Origin of the sequence: Amycolatopsis sp. NPDC048633, from assembly GCF_040650695.1 — a bacterium.
Lineage (GTDB): Bacteria > Actinomycetota > Actinomycetes > Mycobacteriales > Pseudonocardiaceae > Amycolatopsis.
The window spans coordinates 1-21,173 of record NZ_JBEZHS010000031.1 but is presented as its reverse complement, the minus strand read 5'-3'; the positions used below and the strand labels follow the sequence as shown (position 1 = coordinate 21,173).

The window sequence follows — 21,173 nt, the reverse complement described above, 5'->3', positions numbered from 1 at the left end:
ACCGTGTTCGCTTCTCGGTGAAGGCCACGCACAGGACGCGCTGGAGGCTTCCCGACCCGCGTACGGTGGACCCATGAGCAAACCCCCGTTCGGCTTCGGACCTTCCGATCCCGACAAACGAGGTGAGAACGACCCCTCGGAAGGCGGGCAGCAGTCCGGCGCCGAGGCTTTCAACCAGCTCGGGCAGATGCTGAGCCAACTGGGCCAGATGCTCAGCCAGGCCGGTACTTCCAGCGGGCCGGTGAACTACGACCTCGCCAAGCAGATCGCCCTCCAGAGCCTCGGCAGCGCCGGCAACACCGGTGAAAGCCGCCTCGGCTTCTCCGGCGGAGACGACTCGAACGCCGCCGTCCGCGACGCCGCCCACCTCGCCGAGCTCTGGCTCGACGCGGCCACCCAGTTCCCGGCCGGCGCGACGTCGGCGGTCGCCTGGTCGCCGCGCACCTGGGTGGAGAAGACACTGCCGACGTGGCAGCGGCTGTGCGACCCGGTCGCCCGCCAGGTGTCGGGCGCCTGGATGGAAGCGCTGCCCGCGGAAGCCAAGGAAGCCGCCGGCCCGCTGCTGCAGATGATGGGGCAGATGGGCGGGATGGCCTTCGGGTCCCAGCTCGGCCAGGCCCTCGCGCAGTTGGCGTCGGAGATGCTGACGGCGTCCGAGATCGGCCTGCCGCTGGCCCCGGCCGGGACGTCCGCGCTGCTGCCGGCGAACATCGAGAAGTTCGCCGAGGGCCTGGAGCTGCCGAACAGCGAGATCCTGGTCTTCCTGGCCGCGCGCGAGGCCGCGCACCAGCGGCTGTTCACGCACGTGCCGTGGCTGCGCCAGCGCCTGCTGGCGACGGTCGAGGAGTTCGCGCACGGGATCTCGGTGGACACGTCCGCGCTCGAGTCCCTGGCCGGCCGGATCGACCCGGCCAACCCGGCGAGCATCGAAGAGGCCATGTCGTCGGGGCTGCTGGAGCCCCAGACGACGGACGAGCAGAAGGCGGCGCTGAGGCGCCTCGAGACGCTGCTCGCCCTGGTCGAGGGCTGGGTGGACGTCGTGGTCGCGGAAGCGGTCGGCGACCGGTTGCCGGGAGCGGGCGCGCTGCGCGAGACCCTGCGCCGCCGCCGCGCGACGGGCGGCCCGGCGGAGCAGACGTTCGCCACGCTCGTCGGCCTGGAGCTGCGCCCCCGCCGCATGAGGGACGCGTCGAACCTCTGGAAGCTGGTGGGCGACCGCCACGGCCTGGAGAAGCGCGACGGCCTGTGGTCGCACCCGGACCTGATGCCGACGGCGGAGGACCTGGACGAGCCGATCGACTTCGCGGACCGCGTCGGCGAGGCGGGCTCGCTGGACGACCTGGACCCGATGGCCGAGCTGGAGCGCACGGAACGTTCGGAGCGCGAAGAGCGGGACAAGGCGAAGCCTTCGGAGCCCGCTGAGTCCGCCGGTGACGACACCGAGGACGGCGACAGCAAGAACTGAGTCCGACCCGAGCCGGGCGTCTCGCGATCCGCGAGGCGCCCGGTTCCGTATGCGGCCAGTCGACCGTGTCGACCCTCCAGACACGCAAGCCGACCCTCCAGACACGCGAGCCGACCCTCCAGGCACGCAAGCCGACCCTCCAGGCACGCGAGCCGACCGTCCAGGCACGCGATTTGGCCGCTCAGCCGCCCCCGCGCTCCGACGGAACCGGGGTGACCCGCGCCAGCGGATCACCCCGGTCACCATCACCAGCTCAGTCCTCGATGTCGATGCCCCACCCGGCGGCGGCCGCCAACCCCTCCAGGTAGCCCATCGCGCGTTCTGTCTTCGGATACCGCCGCACGAGTGCCCAGAACTCAGCGTCGTGCCCGGGCTCGCGCAGATGCGCCAGCTCGTGCAGCAACACGTAGTCCAGCACCCACGGCGGGACCTTCCGCAGCCGGTCGCTGACCCGGATGGTCGCGTCGACCGGCGTGCAGGACGCCCACCGCGTGCGCATCGGCGGCACCCAGCGGACGCTCGCCGGCACCGCGGTGCCGCCCAGGTACTTGCCCGACAGCAGCGCGCAGCGCGCCAGCAGGGCTTCGTCCGACGTCTTCGGGGACGCCGGCCGGCGTGGTTCCGAGCGCTGGAGCTTGCGCTCCATCTCGGCGACCCAGTGTTTCTCCTCCGCCCTGGTCATCCGCGCCGGGATGAGCACGACGAGCGTGTCGTCTTTCCAGTACGCGGTGACCGTCCGGTGCCGGCGCTGGCTGCGCCGCACTTCGACCTTGTATGCAGGTGTGTCCGACGGGGGGTTCGTCTCCCCCGGGCCTCTCAGTGAGGGCATGCGTGCTTCGACCACCCGACCACGGTAAGGCCCGGCACCGACAACTCCGAGCGCATTGAGGTCACAGAGCCGAGTTGTCCACAGCCCATTCCCCTTGTGGACAACTCGGCCGATCCGGCGCTTTCCCGGGCTCGATCGACGCCGCCGGGTGCCATCCTGCGGACATGATCCTCTCCACCGCGGACATGCCACCGGTGCTCCTGCCGGCCCATCCCGCCCTGCTCCCGGGCATCACGGTGCTCGAACGCGGCTCGCGTGAGATCCAGCTCGGGCTCGACCCGCGCCACGGCGTGATCGTCGAAGGCCTGCCCCCCGATCTCGTCGAGCGGCTGCGCGCACTCGACGGCAGCAAGCCCGTCGAACGGCTCTTGCTCGCCGAGAGCGAACACCGCGACCAGCTGCGGACGCTGCTGCGGCAGCTGACCGCGCTCGGCCTGATCACCGACGCGGGGCGCCCGGACGGCCCGGGTCTCCGCCACGAAACCGGCCTCTGGTCCCTGCGGGCCCGCCACCACCAGACCGCGCTGAGCGACCGGCGGCGCGCCACCGCGGTCACGGTGCACGGTGACGGCCGGGTGGCGGTCGCCGTCGCCGTGCTGCTGGCCAACGCCGGGATCGGGCACGTCGAGCTGCAGCTGCCCGGCACGGTGACCGAGCACGACCTGGGCACCGGCTTCACCGAAGCCGACCTGGGCCGGCCCCGGCGCCAAGCCCTCGGCGACCTGCTCCGCCGCGTCGACCCCGAAGTCCGCGTCACCCGCCTGCACGACCGGTACCCGGAGCTGGCGCTGCTCACCGACGCCGTCGTCCCGGCGCCGGAGGTCGTCGCCGAGCTGATGGAGGACGGCGTCCCGCACATGGCCGTCCGCGTCCGCGACGGGACGGGCATCGTCGGGCCGCTGGTCGTCCCGGGCCGCAGTTCGTGCCTGCGCTGCGCCGACCTGCACCGGACCGACCTCGACCCGTGCTGGCCCCGCGTCGCCGGGCAGCTGACCGGCCGGCACCAGCGGCCCGACCTCGGCGCGGTCCACGCCTGCGCGTCGCTGGCCGTCGCGCAGGCCATGCGGCTGCTCTCCCCCGCCGAACCGGCGCCGCCGGCGTGGAACGCGACCCTCGAGATCGACGCCTTCGACGGCCGCATCCGCCACCGCGGCTGGCCCCCGCACCCGCGGTGCGGCTGCGGCGCTCCGGCGGTGCGACAGGAGACGTAGGCCACTAAGACGTCACGAGCAGGCTGCGCGCCGCCGAGGTCGCAAGGCAGAATCGCGGAGGTGACCGACTTCCGCGACCCAGGCGATCGTGATCCCGCGATGCCGCGCAAGGGTGCCGCCCGTACCGCCAAGCTCGCCAGTCTGCCGCTCGGGATCGCCGGGCGGGCCGTCGGCGGGTGGGGCAAGCGGCTGGCCGGCCAGAGCGCGGAGCAGGTCAACGCGACGCTCTCGGCGAAGGCCGCCGAGCAGCTGTTCGAGGTGCTCGGCACGCTCAAGGGCGGGGCGATGAAGTTCGGCCAGGCGCTGAGCGTGTTCGAGGCGGCGGTGCCGGACGACATGGCGAAGCCGTACCGCGAGGCGCTGACGAAGCTGCAGGCCGCGGCGCCGCCGATGGCGTCCCGCCAGACCCACCGGGTGCTCGCCGAGCAGCTGGGCCGGACCTGGACCAGCCGGTTCGCCTCGTTCGACGACCAGCCGGCGGCGGCCGCGAGCATCGGCCAGGTGCACCGCGCGATCTGGCACGACGGCCGCGAGGTCGCGGTCAAGGTGCAGTACCCGGGCGCCGACGAGGCGTTGCGCAGCGACCTGCGGCAGCTGCAGCGGTTCAGCCGGCTGTTCCAGGCGTTCGTGCCCGGCACCGAGGTCAAGCCGCTGCTGGCCGAACTCGCCGAGCGCATGAACGAGGAGCTCGACTACCAGGCCGAGGCCCAGCACCAGCGCGCCTTCGCGAAGGCGTTCGAGGGCGATCCCGGCATCCTGGTGCCGCGCGTGGTGGCCAGCGCGCCGAAGGTCGTCGTGACGGAGTGGGTGACCGGCACCCCGTTGTCGAAGGTCATCGCGGACGGCGACCGCGAGACGCGGAACCTGGCCGGGCGGCTGCTGGCGGAGTTCCACTACTCGTCCCCCGAGCGCGTCCACCTGCTGCATTCGGACCCGCACCCGGGCAACTTCATGATCACCGAGGACGACCGGCTGTGCGTCATCGACTTCGGCGGCGTGGCCCGGCTGCCCGACGGCATCCCCCGCCACCTGGGCGAGATGACGCGGCTGGCCCTCGACGGCGAGTCCGCCGGGCTGATGCGCCTGCTGCGGGAGAACCGGTTCATCCGGCCGGACAGCGACCTGGCCGCGGACGAGGTGCTCGCGTACCTGGCGCCGTTCACCGAGCCGCTGGCGGAGCCGGTGTTCCACTTCACGCGCAAGTGGATGCAGCGGCAGGCGTGGCGGGTCGGCGACAGCCGCGGCAACGACTTCCGGGTCGGGCGGTCGCTCAACCTGCCGCCCGAGTACCTGATGATCCACCGGGTGACGGCCGGGTCGACGGGCATCCTCTGCCAGCTCGACGCGGAGATCCCGGCACGCGGCATCGTGGAGCGCTGGCAGCCCGGGTTCGCCGCCTGAGTTGTCCACAGGCCGGCCCGCGAAGGGGCGGATACCGGCGAGTTGTCCACAGCTGGGGAGAACGGGGTTCCACCCGGTTGGCCGAGCCGCCATGCTCGGTTCATGACCGCTACTCAATGCACCGATCCGCTGGCCCTCAGTAACCCCGGCTCGTGCGAGGTGATGAACCTCGAACAGCTACGCAGGGCCGGGGTATCCGACCGAAGAACCCGGCGGCTCTGCGGCCCCGGTGGGCCGTGGCGCCGCCTGCACCCCGGTGTCGTCCTGCTGCGCAACAACGCGCCGACGCGGCAGCAGCTGCTGCACGCGGCACTGGTGCGCTACGGGCCACGGGTGGTGATCACGGGCGCCGACGCGTTGCAGGCCCACGGCGTGAAGTGCCCGGCGGACGAGGAGATCCAGCTGCTGGTGCCCGACCATTGCCGGGTGGCGGCGTGCGACGGCGTCAGCGCGGCGCGCACGGCCCGGATGCCGGCGCCGGTGCTGGTCGACGGGCTGCCGTTCGCACCGCCGTCCCGGGCGGCGCTCGACCTGGCGAGGTCCGAGCCCGACCCGGCGCGGATCCGCCGGTTGCTGACGCTCCCGCTCTACTGGGGCCTGTGCGACCGGCAGGAGCTGCTGACGGAGCTGGCCGAGGGGCCCCAGCGCGGCACGGCGGCGGTCCGGAAGGTGCTCCGCGAGCTGGACGAGGGCCCGATCGAGGCCCACGGCCTGGCAGCGCAGGCCTTGGACACGGCGCGCGTCCCACCGCCGATCTGGGACGTGACGATCTGCGACCGCCGGGGCCGCCGCATCGGCGAGGCGGACGCGTGGTGGGACGAGATCGGCCTGGCCTGGCAGCACCGCTGTGGCCCGGGCACGGGCGGCTTCTCCCACCTGGCCCTGGCGGCGACGGGAATCGTCCTGGTCCGCTGCACGGTCCGCCAGCTGCGCCAGGTCCCCCGCGAGGTGGCGCGAGAACTGGCGCAGGCCTTCGGCGAGGCCTCCCGCACGCCTAGGCCGAAGGTCCGCGCGGTCCCGATGACCCCCATCGGCGACGCGGCATGACCGGCCAAGTCCCCTGTGCCAGCCGCACGCACCCACCAAGCCGGCCGCGCCATCCCGCGCGGCAGCACAACACTCAGGGGCGCGGATCGATCACCAGTACTCGTCGGGCAGCTTGCCCTCGATGTCCCGCACGTGCTGCCGCGCGCAGTCCGGGCACAGCCACCTCAGGCCGCCCCGCTCGCGGCTGGACGCCCAGGCGAGCGCCGTAGCCGGGTCCTCGCCGGCGCCGCGCGTGCGCCCGCACCGCGTGCACGCGACCGGATCCGGCGCGCTCACCGTAACCGTCCACAGTGGATCGCCTTGGCGCCGAACAGGAACAGGTCGTCCCGGTGGCCGAGGAAGTCCGGACCGGCCGGATCGGTCAGCGCGGCGACGGCGTCGCGATCATCGGCAGCGAGCCGGTCCCCGGCCGACTCGGCAAACCACCCGACGCGATGCACGACGTACTCCCGCAACAGGTCCGAGCCCGGCATGGGGTGATCGATGAGCGCACCGAACGACTCGACGTCCTCGAGCCCGGCCTCGCGAAGGGCGCGCGGCCAGCCGTAGGGCATGGCGACGCTGCCCGGAAGCCCGGCCCGCATCCCGGCGAACCACTCGGCCCGCGCGGCGAGCAGCCGTTGCTCCAGCCCGGGCCGCCCGACCCCGAGATCCCAAGGAAGGCACCGCATTTCGAGCCCGCCCTCGCCGATGGCGAGCACGCCGCCGGGCCGCAGCAGCCGGGCCAGTGCGCACAAGGCGGCCTGCTGGTCACCGACGTGGTGCACGACGCCCGACGCCCACACGAGGTCGACGGCGGGCACCCGCTCGGCCAGCCGCGGATCGGCGAGGTCCCCGTGCACGGCGACGACCTCGACCTCCCCGCCGGCGGCCTCGGTCACGGCCCGCCGAGCCTCGGCCAGCAGTGCCGGCGTGGCATCGAGGAGCACAACGGTGCCGCCGTCCCCTCGAGCGAGCTCACGCGCGAAGAGCACGCTCATCCCACCTGCCCCGCACCCGACGTCGAGCAGGACCGGCCGCTCGGGCGCGCGCTCGAGCAACCGCCGCGCGACGGGCGCGAGCGCACCGGCGTCGAGCGAGTCGGCCATGCGCAGCTGAGCGAGGCGGTCCGCCCAGTCGATGTCGTCGTGGGTGTGTACGGACATCAGCCCATTCAACACCAGCAGGCGCGCGCGAACGACACCCGAAGGAGGTCAGAGAACGCATACCCGCAGGTCCGCACGCCGGCGTCTTCACACTCGGCCGGCCGGCCAGCGGGCGCAGCAGCCATGCAGCCGCTCGGCCGGCCGGCGGGCACCCGCAGCCAGGCACCGCCGCACGGCAAGCGCGCCCAGCGCCGCGAGTACCGACACCCGAGCTGGCGCGCCGCCGAGCAACCTCGGCGCCCGGCTCGCAACCCTCCGGGCAGCGCGAAGCCCCCGCCGCCCGGAGGCGGCAGGGGCCTGCGCTCAGTTCTGGTCCAGTTCGTACCGCTCCGCTCGGCGGGTCGCCCATCGGGCCACTCGCGTCCAGCGGCGTACGGCACGCGCGCTACCTCGGGCCCGCTGGGCGCGGACCCCTTCCTCCAGATCCCGTATTCGGGCCCTGGACAGTTCTTCGTAAAGCAACATCTCGCTGATCTCCTCGATCTCGGTCTTCGTCAACTGCAGTTGCGGACGGCACATCCGCGCTTCGTAGTCCTTTGCGGTGACCGGTTCGACGCTCATGCGGCGGCGCTCCGGTGGTCGCCGCCGGCCTTGGCCGCGGCGGGCTCGACGGCAGCGTTCTTGCGCGGGCGGCCACGGGGCCGCTTGCGCGCGATCACGGCACCGCGCTCGAAGATCTCGCCGCCCCAGACGCCCCACGGCTCACGCCGGGCCAGCGCACCGGCCAGGCAGGCCTCGCGCACCGGGCAGTCGGCGCACTGCGCCTTCGCGCGCTCGAGCTCGGCCGGGGACTCCGCGAACCACAGGTCCGCGTCGCCCGAACGGCAGGGCAGCGCCACGTCCGGAACGGCGATGGGGTCGAGCAGGTCGGCGAATATTGCCTCACCCGAGGTGTAGGCGATGGCCGAAGACATGGAAGTTCCTCCTTGTGTCGTACGGGTTTTCGGTTGGGAGATGGAGCTGGGCAACGCTGTTCCTCTTGGGTTGTGCAGCCAAAAACACGAAGGCCGCGGATCCGGGTTTTCCGGTTCCGCGGCCTTCGTGAGCCTCTAGTCCTGACTAGGTCAGGAACTTCGCTCCCGTATCGACGACGGAACACGGAACTGCTTGATGGTCGGCAGATCAGCCTGCGGGTACGCGGCGAGAACGCCCTGCGTCCCGAAGACGACATCACCGGTGGTCCAACGCCGCTCGACGCGACGCATGCCACGGACCTCGTGCGCGCTCACGGGCAGACCGGTGCCCGGGCGCTGAACAGCCACAACTTCCGTGGCGCAGGACAGACGGGTGCCCGGGTTCGTGAGCGTCATGGTGTTGATCATTTCACCGGCACCTCCTTCTGTACTCTGCACACACGGCCGCCGAGCGGCGTTGTCACGTGGATCCCCAGCCGAGCCCTTCGGGCTCGGTACTGGCAGGTTATTGCCCCCCACCACACCGGGGCAACTCAATTAACCGGAAAATCCTCGAAGATACGAAGATCGCCCCTGAGCAGCGGGTTCGCCGCGTCGATCATGGCTCGGACGCGGTCAACACCGCATCGCCGCGACACCGCCGCACGAGTGACACGGGCGCGTCCGCATCGGTCCAGACGGCATCGACAGCCCGCCTTCACGAGCCGCGCCGACCCGACAGCACGAGGGACGCCGGCCCGGCCGGAACCGCATCGGCGCCCCGAACCCGTCGCTACCCCGCCGACGCGCGGACGACGCCGAGGATCTCCGCGCCGAACCGCTCGAGCTTGGTCGCACCGATCCCGGAGATCGACACCAGCGCCGATTCGTCCACCGGGCGCTGCTCGGCGATGGCCATCAGCGTCGCGTCGGTGAACACGACGAACGTCGGCACCTTCAGCTCGCGGGCCCGGTCGCCGCGCCAGGACTTCAGGCGCTCCAGCAGTGCCTCGTCCACCGTCGACGGGCATTTCCCGCAGCGGCCCAGCTTGACCTCGATGGTCTCCAGCAGCGGCCCGCCGCAGACGCGGCAGCGCGTCTTGATCGGCGTCGCCGGCTTCTGCTGGGACCGGGCCGCCCGGGCCGCCGGGTGGTCCTCCGGGATCAGGCCGTACAGGAAGCGGCTGCGACGGCGGTTGCGCCGCGCGCCCGGCGTGCGGGCCAGCGCCCACGACAGCCACAGGTGCTCGCGGGCCCGCGTCACGCCGACGTAGAACAGCCGCCGCTCCTCCTCGATCGCCGCTTCGTCGTCGCCGGCGTGGAGGATCGGCATCGTGCCCTCGGCGAGGCCGACGAGGAACACCGCGTCCCACTCCAGGCCCTTCGCCGCGTGCAGCGACGCCAGCGTCACGCCCTCGACCGTCGGCGGGTGCTGCGCCGCCGCGCGCTGGTCCAGCTCGGTGTTGAAGCGCGGCAGGTCCGCGTCCTCGACCGTCGAGGCCAGCTCTTCGGCCAGCTCGACGATCGCCAGGAGCGCGTCCCAGCGCTCCTTGGCCGCGCCACCCGCCGGCGGCGACTCGGTGAGCCCGACGCGGGCGAGCACCGAACGCACCGTCGTGACCAGGTCGGAGCTGACGTCACCGCTCGCGGCCCGCAGCGCGGACATCGCCTGCCGGACCTCGGTCCGGTTGAAGAACCGCTCGCCGCCGCGGACCAGGTACGGAATGCCAGCCTCGGTCAGCGCCTTCTCGTACGCCTCCGACTGCGCGTTGACCCGGTAAAGCACCGCGATCTCGCTCGCCGCGACGCCGCCGTCCAGCAGCTCACGCACCCGCCGGGCGACGGCCTCGGCCTCGACCACTTCGTCGTCGAACTCGGCGAAGCGCGGCTCCGGGCCCGGCTGCCGCTGACCGATCAGCTTCAGCCGCGAACCCGCCGGCCGCCCGCGCGCGGCGCCGATGACCCGGTTCGCCAGCGAGACGACCTCGGGCGTCGACCGGTAGTCGCGCTCGAGCCGGACGACGGTCGCGTCCGGGTAGCGTCGCGTGAACTCCAGCAGCGGCCGCGGCGACGCGCCGCCGAAGGAGTAGATGGTCTGGTTGGCGTCGCCGACGACGGTCAGGTCGTCGCGGCCGCCGAGCCACGCGTCGAGCAGGCGCTGCTGCAGCGGCGTGACGTCCTGGTACTCGTCGACGACGAAACAGCGGTAGCGGTCGCGGAACTCCTCGGCGACGACGCCGTGCTCCTCGAGCACCGCGGTCGTGTGCAGGAGGAGGTCGTCGAAGTCGAGCACCTGCGCGGCGTTCTTCAGCTCTTCGTACGTGCGGTAGACCTCGGCGATCTGCGCGGCCGGCGCCGGGATGTCGCGCTGGATTCGCGCGGTGACGGCCGGGTAGTCGTCCGGGCTGATCAGCGACGCCTTCGCCCACTCGATCTCGCTCGACAGGTCGCGCAGGACCTCGGTCTCGGTACCGAGCTTGGCCCGGGTCGCGGCCTGGCCGACGTAGCGGAACTTGTTCTCCAGCAGGTCCCACGGCCGGTCGCCGATCACCCGCGGCCAGAAGTAGCGCAGCTGACGGCGGGCGGCGGCGTGGAAGGTCAGGGCCTGCGCGGCTTCGACGCCGAGGCCGCGCAGCCGCGTCCGCATCTCCCCCGCGGCGCGCGTCGTGAACGTGACGGCGAGCACCTGACCAGCGGAAACGTGTCCTGATCGGACGAGGTGGGCGATCCGGTGGGTGATCGTGCGGGTCTTGCCCGTGCCGGCCCCGGCGAGCACGCAGACCGGCCCCCGGGGGGCACTGGCGGCGGCGCGCTGCTCGGGGTCGAGACCATCGAGCAAACGGTTCAGGCTCTTGGGTGAAAGTACGCCGGTCACGTCCGGCATCCTCGCAGAGGGGGACGGGGAATCGGGGCAGGGGCACGCGGCCGTATCCTGGACGGATGGCGGGAAAGCAGGACAAGGAAGCGGCCAAGCTGGCCAAGAAGGAGAAGCGCGCGGCGAGCAAGGCCCGCCGTGGCCAGCTCTTCGAGGCCTTCAAGATGCAGCGCAAGGAAGACCCGTGGCTCATCCCGTGGATGGTCGGGTCGATCGTCGTGGTCGCCGGCGTCCTGTTCGGGGTCGGGTTCTTCTTCGACGCGCAGTGGGTCCTGCTGCCGCTGGGCCTGATCCTCGGCGGCCTGGTCGCCATGATCATCTTCGGGCGGCGCGTCCAGAAGACGGTCTACTCGAAGGCCGACGGCCAGCCCGGCGCCGCGGCGTGGGCGCTGGAGAACCTCCGCGGCAAGTGGAAGGTGACGCCGACCGTCGCGGCGACGACGCAGCTCGACGCCGTGCACCGCGTGCTGGGCGGCCCGGGTGTGGTGCTCGTCGCCGAGGGCGCGCAGCACCGCGTCAAGACGCTGCTCGCCCAGGAGAAGAAGCGCGTCTCCCGCCTGGTCGGTGACACGCCGATCTACGACGTGACGATCGGCCACGAAGAGGGCCAGATCCCGCTGAAGAAGCTCCAAGGCTTCCTGATGAAGCTGCCGCGCAACCTCAAGCCGGCCCAGGTCGACGCGCTGGAGGCGAAGCTGGCCGCGCTCGGCAACCGCGGCGCGGCGATGCCGAAGGGCCCGATGCCGGCCGGCGCGAAGATGCGCAACGTCCAGCGCACGATCCGCCGTCGCTGACCCGCACCGAAGACGAAGGCCCCGTCCACCCGGACGGGGCCTTTCTCGTTCAGCGCATCCGGATGACGACGGTGCCGGTCAGGCGGTCGAGCCAGCTGCGGCCGTCGGCGTTGCGGACGGCCGCCGGGATGATCACGAACGTCAGCACCGCCCGGACCAGCGCGCGCGGCGGGCCGACCAGCGCGGCGCCGTCGAGCCGGGCGACCCGGACGCCGGCGACGCCCATCCCGGGTGTGAACCCGAAGAAGCCGGCGGACACGACGGAGATGGCCGCCCACACGCCGCCGGACCAGAGGTTGAAGTTCTGCATCGCGACCGGGTCCTGCAGGCTGGGGTGCAGGAAGATGGCCGTGACCAGGGCCGCGATCACGAGGTCGACGACCAGCCCGAGCAGTCGCGCACCCCCGCTCGCCGCCGAGCCCACGCCCGATTCGGGCAAACCGAACTTCTCGCCCGGCCACCGCGACTCGTGCTGATCAGCGTCCTGCCGGCCCTCGCCGGTGCCGGGCAGCCATTCACCGGTCCATCTCGCCACCCATCCAGGGTATGCCGGTGGCGCGGACCACATCCGCCCTGGTCGGATAGCCGGTATCCACCCACCCGTTAACACCCGCGAAACATACGGGTGACGGTCGGGCAACACCGCCCTCTTAGCGTGAGCCGAAGAGAGCACTGCCGCACGAGCTCGAACGAGAAGGAGTCACCGAGGGTGCCCACTACTCCAGACGACATCCAGCGCCTCATCGCCGACGAGGACGTCGAAGTCATCGACGTCCAGTTCTGCGACCTGCCCGGCGTGATGCAGCACTTCACGGTCCCCGCGAAGGCCTTCACTGACGAGGCCTACGAAGAGGGTCTCGCGTTCGACGGCTCCTCGGTACGCGGCTTCCAGTCCATTCACGAGTCCGACATGCTGCTCCTGCCGGACGCGGCGACCGCCCGGATCGACCCGTTCCGCAAGGCGAAGACGCTCGCGCTCAACTTCTTCGTGCACGACCCGTTCACCCGTGAGGCGTACAGCCGCGACCCGCGCAACATCGCGCGCAAGGCCGAGCAGTACATCTCCGAGTACGGCGTCGCCGACAACGTGTACTTCGGCCCCGAAGCCGAGTTCTACATCTTCGACTCGGTCCGCTTCGACTCCGCCGAGCACGCCTCGTTCCACGAGATCGACTCCGTCGAGGGCTGGTGGAACACCGGCACCGACGAGGTCGGCGGCAACCAGGGCTACAAGACGAAGTTCAAGGGCGGCTACTTCCCCGTCCCGCCGGTCGACCACTTCGCCGACCTGCGCGACGACATCGTCCGCAACCTGACGAACTCCGGTTTCGAGATCGAGCGCGCGCACCACGAGGTGGGCACCGCCGGTCAGACCGAGATCAACTACAAGTTCAACTCGCTGCTGCACGCCGCGGACGACTTGCAGCTGTTCAAGTACATCGTGAAGAACACGGTGTTCGCCGCGGGCAAGACCGCGACGTTCATGCCGAAGCCGCTCGCCGGCGACAACGGCTCGGGCATGCACTGCCACCAGTCGCTGTGGAAGGACGGCCAGCCGCTGTTCCACGACGAGTCGGGCTACGCCGGCCTGTCGGACACCGCGCGCCACTACATCGGCGGCCTGCTCAAGCACGCGCCGAGCCTGCTGGCCTTCACGAACCCGACGGTGAACTCCTACCACCGCCTGGTGCCGGGCTTCGAGGCGCCGGTTTCGCTGGTCTACTCGCAGCGCAACCGCTCGGCCTGCGTCCGCATCCCGATCACGGGCAACAACCCGAAGGCGAAGCGCGCCGAGTTCCGCTGCCCGGACTCGTCGGGCAACCCGTACCTGGCGTTCTCGGCGATGATGATGGCCGGGCTCGACGGCATCAAGAACAAGATCGAGCCGGCGGACCCGATCGACAAGGACCTCTACGAGCTCCCGCCCGAGGAGGCCAAGAACGTCAAGCTGGTCCCGGGCGACCTGGGCACGGTCCTGGACACGCTGGAAGCCGACCACGACTACCTGCTCGAGGGTGGCGTGTTCACGCCGGACGTGATCGAGACGTGGATCTCGTACAAGCGCGAGAACGAGATCGACCCGCTGCGCCTGCGCCCGCACCCGTACGAGTTCGCTCTGTACTACGACGTGTGATGCGGTAGTACGGCCCCGGACACGCCGGCGGTGAGGTGCGAAGAGCCCTCGCCGCCGGCGTTTCTTTGTTCAGGCCAGGTCCAGCCACATGATGCGGAGCCCGACGTCGCCGTGGACCGGGTGGCGGAACGCCCCCGGAGCCACACCCAGCGTCGTGAAGCCGAGGCTCTCGTACAGGCGGATCGCGCTCTTGTTGGTGTCCACCACCGCGTTGAACTGGATCGCCACGAACCCCGCCTCGCGGGCCCACGTGATCATGTCCGTCGTCAGCGCCCGGCCCACTCCCGTGCCGCGGGCCGGGGCCGCGACCATCAGGCTTCCCGAGGCCACGTGGCTCCCCGGTCCGGGGCGGTTGGCGTACATGTTCGCCGTCCCCAGTACGCGGTCACCGTCGGCCGCGACGACCGTTCGGGCCGGCGCGGGCCGCAGCCAGCCGGCGCGAGCCTCCTCCTCCGTCATCGCCGGGTCGTACGGGAACGTCTGCTGCTCCGTGACGACGTCGTGGATGATCGGCCAGATTCCCGGCCAGTCGGCGGGACCGGCCAGGCGGATCTCCACCGCTCAGCCTTCCGAAGTCGACATCAGGCGAAGGTCCGCGCCCGCGGCTTCGAGCCGGCCCCGCGGGTCGGCCACCAGCTTGCGGCGCTCCAGGTCCATCAACCCCAGCGTGCAGGTGATCTCCGCGGCCAGCGTCCCGTCCACCTTGACGATGTTCGAGTCCATCGAGAACGTCTTGCCGCTGCCGAACTTGACGTCGCACGTCACGTCGACCTCATCACCCGCGCGCAGCTCGCGGCGGAACACGATGTGGGACTCCAGGAGCACCGCGGCGAAGCCCTCCAGGCTGCGAAGCGCGCCCGCCTGTTCGAGCAGCTCCAGTCTCGAAACCTCGCCGTACGAGTGGTAGACGGCGTGGTTGAGGTGCCCCAGGGTGTCCAGCTCGTAGTGCCGGACCTTGATCCGGGTCCGGAACGGCTCGCGTTCAGTCACCGGCCCACTCTAGGTCAGGCCTCGTAGAACAGGTGCTCCACCACGGTGTGCGCCCGCCGGGTGATGCGCCGGTACGTGTCCAGGAACTCGCCGGGGTCGTCCGCCGCCGACTGGCCCAGTACCCGAGCCACCGCCGTCAGGTCGCGGCCGGACCCCGGGACCTCGTCGACCGCCTTGCCGCGCACCAGCATCCCCGCGTTGCGCACCCGGGTCGCCAGCAGCCACGCCTCACGCAGCGAGTCCGCTTCGGACTGCTCAGCCAAACCCGCCGCCGGCAGGCAGGCCAGCGCGTCCAGGGTCGACGTCGTCCGCAGCCCCGGGACCGAACAAGCGTGCTGGAGCTGCAGCAGCTGGACCGTCCACTCGACGTCGGCGAGGCCGCCGCGGCCGAGTTTCGTGTGGCGCGTCGGGTCGGCTCCGCGGGGCATCCGCTCGGTCTCCACGCGCGCCTTGATGCGGCGGATTTCGCGCGCCTTCGTCCCGTCCAGGCCACCTTCGGGGTAGCGGATCGGGTCGATCATCGCGATGAAGCGCTCGCCGAGGTCGGCGTCGCCCGCGACGAACCGGGCGCGCAGCAGCGCCTGCGCCTCCCACACCTCGCCCCACCGCGCGTAGTACGTGCGGTACGACTCCAGCGTCCGCACCAGCGGCCCGCTCCGCCCCTCCGGCCGCAGGTCGGCGTCGACCTCCAGCGCCGGGTCCGAGCTGGGCGCGCCCAGCATCTTCCGGACGGTCTCCGCGACCGACGAAGCGAACTTCACGGCGTCGGCGTCCGAAACCCCTTCGGACGCTTCGCACACGAAGAGGACGTCGGCATCCGAGCCGTAGCCCAGTTCGGCGCCGCCGAGCCGGCCCATCCCGATCACGGCGATGCGTGCCGGCGTGCGACCCAGCTCCGCCTGGCGCTGGCGGAACGCCGCGGCCAGCGCGCCCTGCAGCACCGCGACCCAGACGCTGGACAGCGCTTCGCACACCGCGGGCACGTCGAGCAGGCCGAGCAGGTCCGCGCACGCGATCCGCAGCAGCTCGTGCCGCCGCAGCGAACGCGCGGCGGCGACGGCGGCGTTCAACCCGGGCTGACGCCGGACGGCGGCCCGCAGCGACGTCGCCACCTCGGCGGGCGTGCGGCCCAGCAGCCGGGCCGGGTCGCCGAGCAGCCGCAGCACCTCCGGCGCGCGGACGAGCAGGTCGGGCACCAGCCGGGACGTGCCGAGCAAGGCGGCCAGGTTCTCCACGACCGTGCCCTCGTCGCGCAGGACCCGCAGGTACCACGGCGTGTCTTCGAGCGCCTCGGACACCTTCCGGTACGACAGCAGTCCGCCGTCGGGGTCGGGGGTGTCGGCCAGGAGGTCGAGCAGCACCGGCAACAGCGCCTGCTGGATCGCGGCGCGGCGCGAGACACCGGAGGTGAGCGCCTTGATGTGCTGGAGCGCGCCGTCGGGAGCGGTGTAGCCGAGCGCCGCCAGCCGGCTGGCGGCCTGCTTGGTGGTCAGGCGCAGCGCCTCGGTCGGCACGTTCGCGACGGACTGCAGCAGCGGCCGGTAGAAGATCTTTTCGTGCAGGCGCCGGATGCCCTTGCCGTGCTTGCGGAACTCGGCCAGCAGCGCCTCGCCCTGGCTCTTGCCGCCGGTCGCCTTGATCCCGCTGGCCCGCGCCAGGATCCGCAGCTCGTCGGTGTCCGACGTCGCGGGGAACAGATGCGTCCGGCGCAGCCGCCGCAGCTGCAGCCGGTGCTCGATCATCCGCAGGAACTCGTACGACGCGCCCAGCTCGGCCGCGTCCTGACGGCCGACGTAGCCGCCTTCGCCGAGCGCGGCCAGCGCGTCCATCGTGGACGGCGAACGCAGGTCGGCGTCGACGCGGCCGTGCACGAGCTGCAACAGTTGCACGGCGAACTCGACGTCCCGCAGCCCGCCGCGGCCCAGCTTGAGCTCGCGTTCGGCGTGTTCGGACGGCACGTGCCCCTCGACGCGGCGGCGCATCTGCTGCACCTCGCCGACGAAGTTGTCCCGGTCGGCCGCCGACCACACCAGCGGCGCGACCATCTCGGCGTACTGCTGCCCCAGCTCGGCGTCGCCCGCCACCGGGCGTGCCTTGAGCAGCGCCTGGAACTCCCAGGTCTTGGCCCACTTCTGGTAGTAACCCTGGTGACTCTCGAGGGTGCGGACCAGCGCGCCGGCCTTGCCTTCGGGGCGCAGCGCGGCATCGACCTCGAAGCACGCCTTACCGACGACCCGCATCGTCGTGCTGGCCAGCCGCGTGGCGACGCCGAGGTCGTCCGCGCCGACGAAGATGACGTCGACGTCGCTGACGTAGTTGAGCTCCCGGCCGCCGCACTTGCCCATGGCGACGATCGACAGGCTGCCCTCGGCCGACGCGCCGACCTCGGCTTCGGCGACGGTGAGCCCGGCGGCGAGCGCGGCCTCGGCCAGCTCGGTCAGCTGCGCCGCGACCTCGGCGTAGTGCGGCTGTTCGAGCCCGGCCTCGACGAGGTGACCCAGGTCCGCGGCGGCGATGCCGAGCAGCTGGCCGCGGTAGGCGATCTTGAGGGCCTGCTCGGCTTCGAGCCCGGTGACCACTGAGCCGTCGTCACGCACGAGCGACGTGCGCAGGTTTTCGCGGTAGCACTCGGAGTCGGTGCACTTGTCGGCGGTGAGCGACTGCCACTGCTCCGGGTTCGCGGCGAGGAAGTCGGCGAGCGCGCTCGACGTCCCGAGCACGCTGAGGAAGCGGCCGCGGAAGGTCCGGTTGGTGCGCAGCTGTTCTTCGAGCCGGGTCCACTCGCTGTCGTCGGCTTCGCGGATCCAGTCGATCCCGCGCAGCGCGAGATCCGGGTCGGCGGTGCGGGACAACGCCGAAAGGACGTCGGTGGCGGTCTCGACCGGGCCGGCGTCATCCCACCAGCCGGCCGCGCGCAACTGACCCTCGGCACGAGAGTCGGTGAAGCCGTACCTCGCCGCCGAAGCGGTCGATCGCGCGCGGTCTGCCATCACGAACCACCGTATCCGGAGAACTCGGCTCAGGCGGCGAGCCGGCCGGGTTCGGTCCCGGCGGGCGTCGGCTCGGGAACCTGGAAGCTGTGCGCGGTGACGGGGTGGCGCCGGGAAAGCAGCCAGATCCCGACCCCCACGCCGATCCCGACGACGCCGACAGCGATGGTGCCCGCGGCGCCGAGCGAGGCGATCTTGCCGGACACCGCACCGACGATCGCGGCGGCGGGCAGCGTGAACAGCCACGCGATGACCATCCGGCCCGCCATCCGCCAGCGCACCGGCGCCTCCCGCCGGCCGACGCCGGAGCCGACGATCCCGCCGGAGCACACGTGCGTCGTCGACAGCGGGAAGCCCAGCCGCGACGAGATCAGGATGACCAGCGCGGAGCTCGTCTGGGCGGCGAAGCCCTGCGGGCCCTCGATGTCGGTGAGGCCCTTGCCGAGGGTGTGGGTGATGCGCCAGCCGCCGAGGTACGTGCCGAGCGCGAGGGCGCAGGCGGCGCTGATGATCACCCAGACGGGTGGCGAAGCGCCCGCCGGCAGGCTGCCGGCGGTGACGAGCGTGAGCGTGATGACGCCCATGGTCTTCTGCGCGTCGTTGGTGCCGTGGGCCAGGGAGACGAGCGACGCCGAGACGACCTGGCCGACCTTGAACCCGCGCGTGGCCGGCCGGCCGCGGACGAGGAAGCGGTAGACGAAGTACGTCCCGATCATCGCGACGACGCCGGCGATCACCGGGCTCGCGGCGGCCGGGACCAGAACCTTCTCGACGATCTTTCCGAAGTGGACCGAGTCGGTGCCCGCCGAAACCCAGGTGGCGCCGATCAGGCCGCCGAACAGGGCGTGCGACGAGCTCGACGGCAGGCCGACGAACCACGTCACGAGGTTCCAGACGATCGCGCCGATCAGCCCGCCGAAGACGATCGACGGGCCGATCTTCGTGTCGTCCACCAGACCGCTGGAGATCGTCTTGGCGACCTCCACCGACAGGAACGCGCCGACCAGGTTCAGCACCGCGGAGATCGCGACGGCGACGCGGGGCTTGAGAGCACCGGTCGCAATCGACGTCGCCATCGAGTTCGCGGTGTCGTGGAACCCGTTCGTGAAATCGAAAACCAAGGCCGTGACTACCACGATCACGACCAGCAACGAGGGCTCCACCCCGACCTCCGAACCCTTGTGGGACTCCTTCCGCAAGGTACCTGACGGGTGACGCCCGGCGTTAACAGGATGTTGCTGATTGTGATCCCAGGCGTTAAGCCAGCGGCAATGAGCGTTGACTGTCGGCGGCGGACTCGAGCTCTCCGGCGGCCAACCGGACGAACCGCTGCGCGAACGGGCGCCAGGTTTCCTCGATGTCGGTGTGCACGGTGATCAGCGCGTCGTGCTCGAGTGAGCCCGGACGGGCGAATTCCGCCATCTCGGGCTCGTCGGCCGCCCAGCTCTCGACGACGGCGGGCGTCGTCTCGATGTGGAACTGGACACCGTAGACACAACGGTTGAACCGGAACGCCTGGTTTTGGTAGAGCGGCGCGGAAGCGAGCAAGTCGGCGCCGGGCGGGAGCCGGGTGATCGCGTCGTTGTGGAACTGCAGGACGTCCTGCATGAGCGGCAGGTCGGCGAAGAGCGGGTCGGTCCACGCCGCGTCCTTCTTGGCGACGAGGTGCGGACCGACCTCGGGCCCATCCCGCCCGACCTCGACGCGGCCGCCGGTCGCGACGGCCAGCAGCTGGGCGCCGAGGCAGATCCCCAGGGTCGGGATCTTCTTCATCGCCGCTTTCGCCAGCAGGCGCCGCACATCGGCGAGCCACGGGTGCTTCGCGTCGTCCTCCGCGGCCATGCCGCCGCCGAGGCAGACGACGCCCCGGTAGGCGTCGAGGTCGTCGGGCAGGTCGTCCTTCGGCGGCAGCCGGACGTCGAGCTCCGCGCCGGCGCCGGTGAGCCAGTCGCCGAGGGGACCGAGCGGGTCCGACGCGTCCGGCTGGATGATGAGCAGTCGTGTCACGCTTTTCAGGGTAGGTGGCTCAGCAGGCGCAGCGGATCCCGGCTGTTTCTCGGGCTCCTTCGACCGGGTTGCCGGCCGCGATCCAGGCGCTGATGCCGCCGGAGAGCCGTTTCACCTTGAACCCGAGCTCGGCGAGCTTGAGGGCGCCTTTGGTGGCGGCGTTGCAGTTGATGCTCTCGCAGTAGCAGACGTAGACGAGGTCCCGGTCGAGGTGCTGGGTGGTCTCCGCCGTCATGTCCGTGTAGGGGAGGTTGATCGCGCCGGGGATGCGAGCTGCCTTGAAGGCTTCTTCCGCGCGCGTCTCGACGACGACGTAGCCGTCGACGCGGCCGGCGTCGAGGTCCTGGACGAGATCGTCGGGATCGACCTCGAAGGCGAGTTCGGCGCCGAAGTACCGGGTGGCCGCGTCCGGCGCCGGGGCGGGGACGGTAAGCGTGCGTGCGGTGGTCATGTCTTGAATCCTGCTGGTCGCGGGCGTCCGGACACAGGGCAGAATCGGGGTGGAGCCCCGGGTCTGCCGGGGATTTCCCTGTTTTGCCCCTGCTCACCTGGGAGAGTCGCGGTGGACCCCCTCGACGACGTCGACTGGCACCTGCTGGAGCTCCTCCAGGCGGACGGCCGGCTCAGTTTTTCGGAGCTGGGCCGCCGGGTGTCGCTGTCGGGCTCGGCGGTGACGGAGCGCGTGCGCCGTCTCGAGGAGCGCGGGGTGATCACGGGCTACGCGGCGAGCATCGACACGTCGAAGCTGGGGTTGCCGATCGAAGCGTTGGTGCGGGCCCGGGTGCGGAGTCTGGACACACCGCGGTTCCGGACCGCGGTGTTGCCGCTGCCCCAGGTCGTTTCCGCGGATCACGTCACCGGCGAGGAGTGCTGGATCCTTCGGGTGCTGTGCCGGGACACCGCGGAGCTGGAGGCGTTGGTCGAGAAGGTGCAGCGGTACGGGGAGACGACGACGTCGCTGGTGCTGTCGAGCCCGTTGCGGGGCCGGCCGGTGCCTCGGCCGCACTCGGTTTGAGGCTTCACGGCACCTCGTTGCCGGCCGGGCCGTCATCCGCGTGATCAGAGACGCGACTCGCGTGATTGAAGGCGGAACTCGCGTGATTGAGCACGCATCACACGTGATTGGGGAGCCGACTCGCGTGATTGGAGGGTCGACTCGCGTACCCACACAGTCGGCTCGCGTACCCAGGCAGTCGGGTCGCGTGCCTGAGGATCGGGTCGTGTGGATGCGGACATGAAAAAGGGCCTGAGCCGGGAGACTTGCGTCTCAACCGGGCCCAGACCCTTCCTCAAAGTAAGTTCGGCGGTGTCCTACTCTCCCACAACCCTTCGGTTGCAGTACCATCGGCGCTGTCAGGCTTAGCTTCCGGGTTCGGAATGGGACCGGGCGTT

The 21,173-nt window shown here is 71.4% G+C and carries 21 protein-coding genes and 1 rRNA gene; 7 read left to right on the top strand and 15 right to left on the bottom strand.

The annotated features are described in order from the left end of the window. Window positions 1-73: 73 nt before the first annotated feature. Entirely contained in the window at window positions 74-1,465 is a 1,392-nt protein-coding gene (locus AB0C38_RS37835) for a zinc-dependent metalloprotease (protein ID WP_360682589.1), read from the top strand. 253 nt (window positions 1,466-1,718) lie between these two features. Here the strand turns inward: AB0C38_RS37835 and AB0C38_RS37830 are convergent, their stop codons facing one another. Continuing rightward, window positions 1,719-2,228, bottom strand: a complete 510-nt coding sequence (locus AB0C38_RS37830; protein WP_360682588.1) for a M48 family metallopeptidase — start codon at window positions 2,226-2,228, stop codon at window positions 1,719-1,721. Between the two features lie 230 nt (window positions 2,229-2,458). Here AB0C38_RS37830 and AB0C38_RS37825 point away from each other — a divergent pair, with 230 nt between their 5' ends. The 3 genes from AB0C38_RS37825 (at window position 2,459) to AB0C38_RS37815 (ending at window position 5,953) form a co-directional block, all read left to right on the top strand. Next, a complete protein-coding gene (locus AB0C38_RS37825; protein ID WP_360682587.1) occupies window positions 2,459-3,505 on the top strand; it encodes a ThiF family adenylyltransferase in 1,047 nt (348 codons plus the stop codon). A 60-nt stretch (window positions 3,506-3,565) separates the two neighbouring features. After that, on the top strand, window positions 3,566-4,906 hold the full coding sequence (locus AB0C38_RS37820) for an AarF/ABC1/UbiB kinase family protein (RefSeq protein ID WP_360682586.1): 1,341 nt from the start codon (window positions 3,566-3,568) through the stop codon (window positions 4,904-4,906). 162 nt (window positions 4,907-5,068) lie between these two features. Further along, complete coding sequence (locus AB0C38_RS37815) at window positions 5,069-5,953, top strand: hypothetical protein (RefSeq protein ID WP_360682677.1); 885 nt, start codon at window positions 5,069-5,071, stop codon at window positions 5,951-5,953. 90 nt (window positions 5,954-6,043) lie between these two features. Here the strand turns inward: AB0C38_RS37815 and AB0C38_RS37810 are convergent, their stop codons facing one another. The 6 genes from AB0C38_RS37810 to AB0C38_RS37785 all read right to left on the bottom strand — a co-directional run bounded on the left by AB0C38_RS37810 (window position 6,044) and on the right by AB0C38_RS37785 (window position 10,866). Continuing rightward, complete coding sequence (locus tag AB0C38_RS37810; RefSeq protein WP_360682585.1) at window positions 6,044-6,229, bottom strand: hypothetical protein; 186 nt, start codon at window positions 6,227-6,229, stop codon at window positions 6,044-6,046. Beyond that, complete coding sequence (locus AB0C38_RS37805; RefSeq protein ID WP_360682584.1) at window positions 6,226-7,098, bottom strand: methyltransferase domain-containing protein; 873 nt, start codon at window positions 7,096-7,098, stop codon at window positions 6,226-6,228. Before AB0C38_RS37805 ends, AB0C38_RS37810 begins: the two co-directional genes overlap by 4 nt. 303 nt (window positions 7,099-7,401) lie before the next feature. After that, window positions 7,402-7,659: a hypothetical protein gene (locus AB0C38_RS37800; RefSeq protein WP_360682583.1), complete on the bottom strand. Its 258-nt coding sequence runs from the start codon at window positions 7,657-7,659 to the stop codon at window positions 7,402-7,404. Continuing rightward, on the bottom strand, window positions 7,656-8,012 hold the full coding sequence (locus tag AB0C38_RS37795; protein ID WP_360682582.1) for a WhiB family transcriptional regulator: 357 nt from the start codon (window positions 8,010-8,012) through the stop codon (window positions 7,656-7,658). The genes AB0C38_RS37800 and AB0C38_RS37795 overlap by 4 nt, the downstream gene beginning before the upstream one ends. Before the next feature lie 150 nt (window positions 8,013-8,162). Further along, window positions 8,163-8,420, bottom strand: coding sequence for a hypothetical protein (locus AB0C38_RS37790; RefSeq protein ID WP_360682581.1), 258 nt, complete (start codon window positions 8,418-8,420; stop codon window positions 8,163-8,165). A 364-nt stretch (window positions 8,421-8,784) separates the two neighbouring features. Beyond that, complete coding sequence (locus AB0C38_RS37785) at window positions 8,785-10,866, bottom strand: ATP-dependent DNA helicase UvrD2 (RefSeq protein WP_360682580.1); 2,082 nt, start codon at window positions 10,864-10,866, stop codon at window positions 8,785-8,787. A 65-nt stretch (window positions 10,867-10,931) separates the two neighbouring features. Between AB0C38_RS37785 and AB0C38_RS37780 the strand changes: the two genes are divergently transcribed. Continuing rightward, window positions 10,932-11,660, top strand: a complete 729-nt coding sequence (locus AB0C38_RS37780; RefSeq protein WP_360682579.1) for a DUF4191 domain-containing protein — start codon at window positions 10,932-10,934, stop codon at window positions 11,658-11,660. Between the two features lie 49 nt (window positions 11,661-11,709). Here AB0C38_RS37780 and AB0C38_RS37775 read toward each other — a convergent pair whose 3' ends face one another. Continuing rightward, entirely contained in the window at window positions 11,710-12,099 is a 390-nt protein-coding gene (locus AB0C38_RS37775; RefSeq protein WP_360682676.1) for an RDD family protein, read from the bottom strand. A gap of 270 nt (window positions 12,100-12,369) precedes the next feature. Between AB0C38_RS37775 and glnA the strand changes: the two genes are divergently transcribed. Next, window positions 12,370-13,794, top strand: coding sequence for a type I glutamate--ammonia ligase (glnA, locus tag AB0C38_RS37770; protein WP_360682578.1), 1,425 nt, complete (start codon window positions 12,370-12,372; stop codon window positions 13,792-13,794). A 69-nt stretch (window positions 13,795-13,863) separates the two neighbouring features. On the opposite strand, the gene AB0C38_RS37765 is transcribed toward glnA, so the two are convergent. The 6 genes from AB0C38_RS37765 to AB0C38_RS37740 all read right to left on the bottom strand — a co-directional run bounded on the left by AB0C38_RS37765 (window position 13,864) and on the right by AB0C38_RS37740 (window position 20,232). Continuing rightward, complete coding sequence (locus AB0C38_RS37765; protein ID WP_360682577.1) at window positions 13,864-14,352, bottom strand: GNAT family N-acetyltransferase; 489 nt, start codon at window positions 14,350-14,352, stop codon at window positions 13,864-13,866. Window positions 14,353-14,355: 3 nt separating this feature from the next. After that, complete coding sequence (locus AB0C38_RS37760; RefSeq protein ID WP_360682576.1) at window positions 14,356-14,784, bottom strand: acyl-CoA thioesterase; 429 nt, start codon at window positions 14,782-14,784, stop codon at window positions 14,356-14,358. A gap of 14 nt (window positions 14,785-14,798) precedes the next feature. Continuing rightward, window positions 14,799-17,774, bottom strand: a complete 2,976-nt coding sequence (locus tag AB0C38_RS37755) for a bifunctional [glutamine synthetase] adenylyltransferase/[glutamine synthetase]-adenylyl-L-tyrosine phosphorylase (RefSeq protein WP_360682575.1) — start codon at window positions 17,772-17,774, stop codon at window positions 14,799-14,801. A gap of 29 nt (window positions 17,775-17,803) precedes the next feature. Continuing rightward, window positions 17,804-18,937 (bottom strand): inorganic phosphate transporter, encoded by a 1,134-nt coding sequence (locus tag AB0C38_RS37750; RefSeq protein WP_360682574.1) that lies wholly within the window; start codon window positions 18,935-18,937, stop codon window positions 17,804-17,806. 94 nt (window positions 18,938-19,031) lie between these two features. Then, the gene (locus tag AB0C38_RS37745; protein ID WP_360682573.1) at window positions 19,032-19,781 is read right to left on the bottom strand and encodes a type 1 glutamine amidotransferase; all 750 of its coding nucleotides are present in this window, start codon (window positions 19,779-19,781) and stop codon (window positions 19,032-19,034) included. A 19-nt stretch (window positions 19,782-19,800) separates the two neighbouring features. Next, window positions 19,801-20,232 carry a rhodanese-like domain-containing protein gene (locus AB0C38_RS37740; protein ID WP_360682572.1) on the bottom strand — a complete coding sequence of 144 codons (432 nt, stop codon included), beginning with the start codon at window positions 20,230-20,232 and terminating at the stop codon, window positions 19,801-19,803. 111 nt (window positions 20,233-20,343) lie between these two features. Here AB0C38_RS37740 and AB0C38_RS37735 point away from each other — a divergent pair, with 111 nt between their 5' ends. Beyond that, window positions 20,344-20,796 carry an Lrp/AsnC family transcriptional regulator gene (locus tag AB0C38_RS37735; protein ID WP_360682571.1) on the top strand — a complete coding sequence of 151 codons (453 nt, stop codon included), beginning with the start codon at window positions 20,344-20,346 and terminating at the stop codon, window positions 20,794-20,796. A gap of 283 nt (window positions 20,797-21,079) precedes the next feature. On the opposite strand, the gene rrf is transcribed toward AB0C38_RS37735, so the two are convergent. Beyond that, window positions 21,080-21,173 (bottom strand): 5S ribosomal RNA (gene rrf, locus AB0C38_RS37730); the annotation flags it as partial.